This window comes from uncultured Jatrophihabitans sp., assembly GCF_964244045.1.
GTDB lineage: Bacteria > Actinomycetota > Actinomycetes > Mycobacteriales > Jatrophihabitantaceae > Jatrophihabitans.
Genome location: NZ_CAXTHK010000069.1, coordinates 1 through 3,828, shown reverse-complemented (window position 1 = coordinate 3,828; position 3,828 = coordinate 1). Strand labels below are relative to the sequence as shown.

3 protein-coding genes are annotated in these 3,828 nt (G+C 65.2%); 1 reads left to right on the top strand and 2 read right to left on the bottom strand.

Annotated elements, in window-relative coordinates; translation table 11 throughout:
* Positions 1–603 (bottom strand): FG-GAP repeat domain-containing protein (locus ACFFC4_RS21945; RefSeq protein ID WP_375504851.1); only part of this gene is annotated, 603 nt, incomplete at its 3' end.
* An 898-nt stretch (positions 604–1,501) separates the two neighbouring features.
* On the opposite strand from ACFFC4_RS21945, the gene ACFFC4_RS21940 reads away from it, so the two are divergent.
* Positions 1,502–2,176, top strand: coding sequence for a DUF488 family protein (locus ACFFC4_RS21940; RefSeq protein WP_375504849.1), 675 nt, complete (start codon positions 1,502–1,504; stop codon positions 2,174–2,176).
* On the opposite strand, the gene ACFFC4_RS21935 is transcribed toward ACFFC4_RS21940, so the two are convergent.
* Positions 2,158–2,916 (bottom strand): hypothetical protein, encoded by a 759-nt coding sequence (locus ACFFC4_RS21935; protein WP_375504847.1) that lies wholly within the window; start codon positions 2,914–2,916, stop codon positions 2,158–2,160. The genes ACFFC4_RS21940 and ACFFC4_RS21935 overlap by 19 nt on opposite strands.
* Positions 2,917–3,828: the final 912 nt, after the last annotated feature.

Here is a 3,828-nt window from a genome sequence, read left to right as displayed (position 1 = left end):
TGCGACGTCGTAGGTGCCGGCCGCAGCATTGGCCATCACCAGATCCGCCTTGCCGTCGCCGTTGACGTCGGCGAGTCCGGTCCAAGACGGGCTCGTCGACCAGCCCGAAAGCCAGTGTCCGGTGCCGGGGGCGCCGAACCCACTGCCGGTGGACAGTGCGACGTCGTAGGTGCCGGCCGCAGCATTGGCCATCACCAGATCCGCCTTGCCGAGACGAGGAGCCGGGCTACCGCTAGTTGCCGTCCCGAACCGCCAGAAGTAGGCCGTGGACCCCGTTTGCGCGGCCCAGGCGACGGGGTTGAGTGTGTGCTGAAAGACCTTCCCATCGCCGTTCCAGTTCGAATCGCGAAGGATGTAAGTCCCTGCGGTGCTGGTCATGCCGACGATGATTGCCGTGTGCAAATGCCTCGCCGGCTTGCTCGTGTCCGTCGGCGGGTAGTCCGAATTCTTGCTCGGACCGTAGGTGATCTGGACAAGGTCACCGACCTGGGCGGCGTCGGAGGTCACGAGAGTGCCCCCAGCATTTGCGTATGCGCCGTAGTACGCGCCGCCTGGAGAGCCGTAACCGCCGACCCGTGCCTTGAGCCCGTTCGCAGCGAGCACGGCGTTGACGACGTTTTCCGCGAAGACCTTGCACTGCCCGCCGGATGATCCAATCGCGTAGGACTGCGCTTTGACGGCAATCTGCGAGTTCGCAAAGCCAAATGCTGCGGAGGCTGGCGCTGTCCCGACGGCGATCGACGCCGTCGCGGTAAGCATGGTGGCGATTAGTCCAATGAGAAGGCGGTGGGCGAGGGAGTGTCGCTTACTCAAGATCCGCGCGGAACACCTCTTGCTTCCAACCTTCGACTCATTCATCGCGCAATCCTCCCGGCCAGCCGCGTCACCACCCGTTGCGATGCGGATTGCGAGCGTAAACGATGACAGGCGAGTTGCGTTCCCCCAGCGCGCAAAGCCAGTCGACGAGTCGTCGCTATGTCAGCTTGATCCTGGTTTTCTCCTAAACCATGGACGATGTCGTTGAGGGCGTAGGTCAGCGGTTGTTCGAGCTGTTCGTCACTCCAGCGCCACGCTCTTCACCCGACCTATCCCTCACCGAAGTATGGGCACACCGCCGACTACGGCGGCTGCGAGTTGAGCGCCTGTCGCGCAGACGCCCGCGCCACTTGCCCGGAATGCGGCGGGCACTACTGCTGGGAGCACGTCGCCCACGATGGCCACGTCGGCTCTGCCCACGCCTTCTAATTCGAGCCTGTGTTCTAATCGACCGCATGGCGTTGGCGGTGTACCTGCACCAGCCTCCGCACGCCGCCTTCCTCATCGCGTGGGGGCGTCATCCAACTGGCTGGTGGGGCTGCCTCACGATGCGCGTCCGCCTCGTCGACGTCGATGACGAGCTGGCCGTCGCAGCCTGGGTGCCGGCGCACGCCTTCGACCGGCAGAGCTGGGCGGTCGCCTCGACCGACATCCCCCGCATCACCCTGCCTGAGGTCGACAGGACATGGCCGGCGCCGCCACGGTGGCCATCCTGGTACGCAGGCCCCTGGGCCGCTGGGGAGTTACCGCTGCCGCCCGGCGCGGTGATGGTCACCGGCCCAGCCTGGCGAAACAAGCCGTCACGCAGGCGAACCTGATCATGTCGAGCGCCCGGATGACCTTATCGCTGGTGCTGACCCAGCCATCTAGAGTCGGCGGTATGCCTCTCGTGAACGACCGCTCGGAGTCAGCCCAACCCGCCGATCACGGGCGGCACGGCTTTGTTTCGGTCGGTTACGAGGGCCGCGAGGTAGGCGAGTTCGTGCGGGACCTGGCGGCGCGGGGTGTCACCGTGCTCGCCGACGTCCGCCTGAACGCGGTCAGTCGTCGACGCGGCTTCAGCAAGTCCGCGCTGAAAACGGCGCTGGATGCGAAAGGCATCAGCTATCTGCACCTGCGCGGCCTGGGCAATCCGCGGGAGAACCGCTCGGTCTTCTCGGGCGCGCAGGTGCAGGAGGGCCGAGATGCCTTCCGGGTGCTCCTCACCTCTGACAACGCGCGGCGCGACCTTGCGACTTTGCGTACTGCCGCCGTTGAAAATGTGGTCGCCGTTTTCTGCTTTGAGCGCGACGAGCAGCGCTGCCATCGGAAGGTGATTATCGACGAGGTCGTGGGTGGTGGCTACCGCGCCTTGGGGTAGTAGACCCCGAGGACGCTGAACACATTGTGTCGTTTGGCCTGGTTGCCGACGTAGAACGCAAGGTCCTTGCCGGGCCCGCAGATCTCCTCCAGGAACCGATGGCGGAGCAGAGCCTGTGTCTCGTCATCTGGCCGGTCGTGCAGGTTCCGTTGCAGCGCGACGAACTCCCAGTCGAGCAGACCTTGCTCATGCCCTCGACAGGCGCGGTCGGAGCAGCGCCAGTGATACTTGCCGCGAAAGCGGGGTGCTTCAAGGGCGGTGCGGTCGTTCGTTCCGAACAGATCAAGCTGGTTGACGTAGCGGTCGATCTTGACGTGCTCGGCCTTCGACCAGCCCGGGTGCGGAGTGACCACGAAGTCGGACACGTCAGCTACCTGGATCGCAGCGAGAGACCGTGCGGCCGGAAGCAGCGAGCCAGAGTTGATCTTGCACATGGATGGCTCGATGTACGGGTCGACGAGCGGCCGGCGCTTGGCCCAGGGTGGAAGATGAACGCTGCGCGTCATGGTGGTCATGATCGGCCGCCAGCTCTCCGACCTTGGATCGCCGACCGCCGGTGTGCCGTCCACTTCGATCAAGTCGTACTTCTGGAATTGGGCGTCCGAGCCGAGCTCGCGGAAGTTGATCGGGTATAGCCGGACCCAGCCCGGGTCTGCCAGGTCGGTGGAGATGCCTGCAACACAGACCGTCTCGCCGTAGGTCGACGAAGGGTTCGGGGCGGCCTTCACTGTGATCAGCACGCTGAGCCGACGCGCTGCCCGTGGCGGCTTCGGGGCAGGGCTCAGCGAAGGATCGAAGAGCCCGAGCTGCCTTTGCAACGTCACTAGCCTCCCGCCTACACGATAGGACCTCTACAGCGAGCTCTTGGGGATCTTCGACTGCGGGCACTTGTATGGCACTCGGGCGTATCGCAGCTCAAGCGAGGCGGGGGCGGCGTGGGTGGACACCGTGCAGTCGTCAGCGTTCGGCCGGTCGAGTTTGATGGGATTGCTACAGACGAGGATTGTGTCTGCGAAGGTATCGCCGATACCCCGGATGCCCTGCAGCGTAAGGGCACAGCACAAAGGTGAGGCCGGAAGTTCTCATAATCCCTGGGTCGTGGGTTCGAGTCCCACCCGCCCCACAAGGCCCGTATGTACTGGGCTGAAGCCGAGCAGAGTAGGTCTTGGTCCGTTTCGGCCGAGTACTCGCACTACAGCGCCGGGCGGCGGCGCAGGACTATCGCTGCAGCAGTATCTGACTGGCGAGCTGGGCCGGCTGGCCGAACGGCCTACGGCGGCGGAGGTGCTGGCCCGGATCAGACGTCGGTCGGGTGGTCGGGTCGGTTTGGCCGAGGCTGTCGAAGTTCTGGCTGACACCCGTCGGTGAGCGTGCTCGATGCGTCCGTGCTGGTGAACGCGCTCGGCGACGACGGTGAGGACGGGCACCGCGCCCGGCATGCTCTGGCTGGGCAGGAACTGGCCGCGCCGAGTTGATCGACGTCCGAGGTGGCTTCGGTGCTCCGCAGACACTGGCTGTCCAAGACGATCTCAGCCCGACGCTTCGCGCCGGGTTGGACGATCTGGCGGACCTGCCGATCGCTCGCTATCCCGCGCTGCGGGAGAGTCCCGCCGAGTGGTGTAAGTCGGGTTCCTGATCGCGGTGACCGGAGT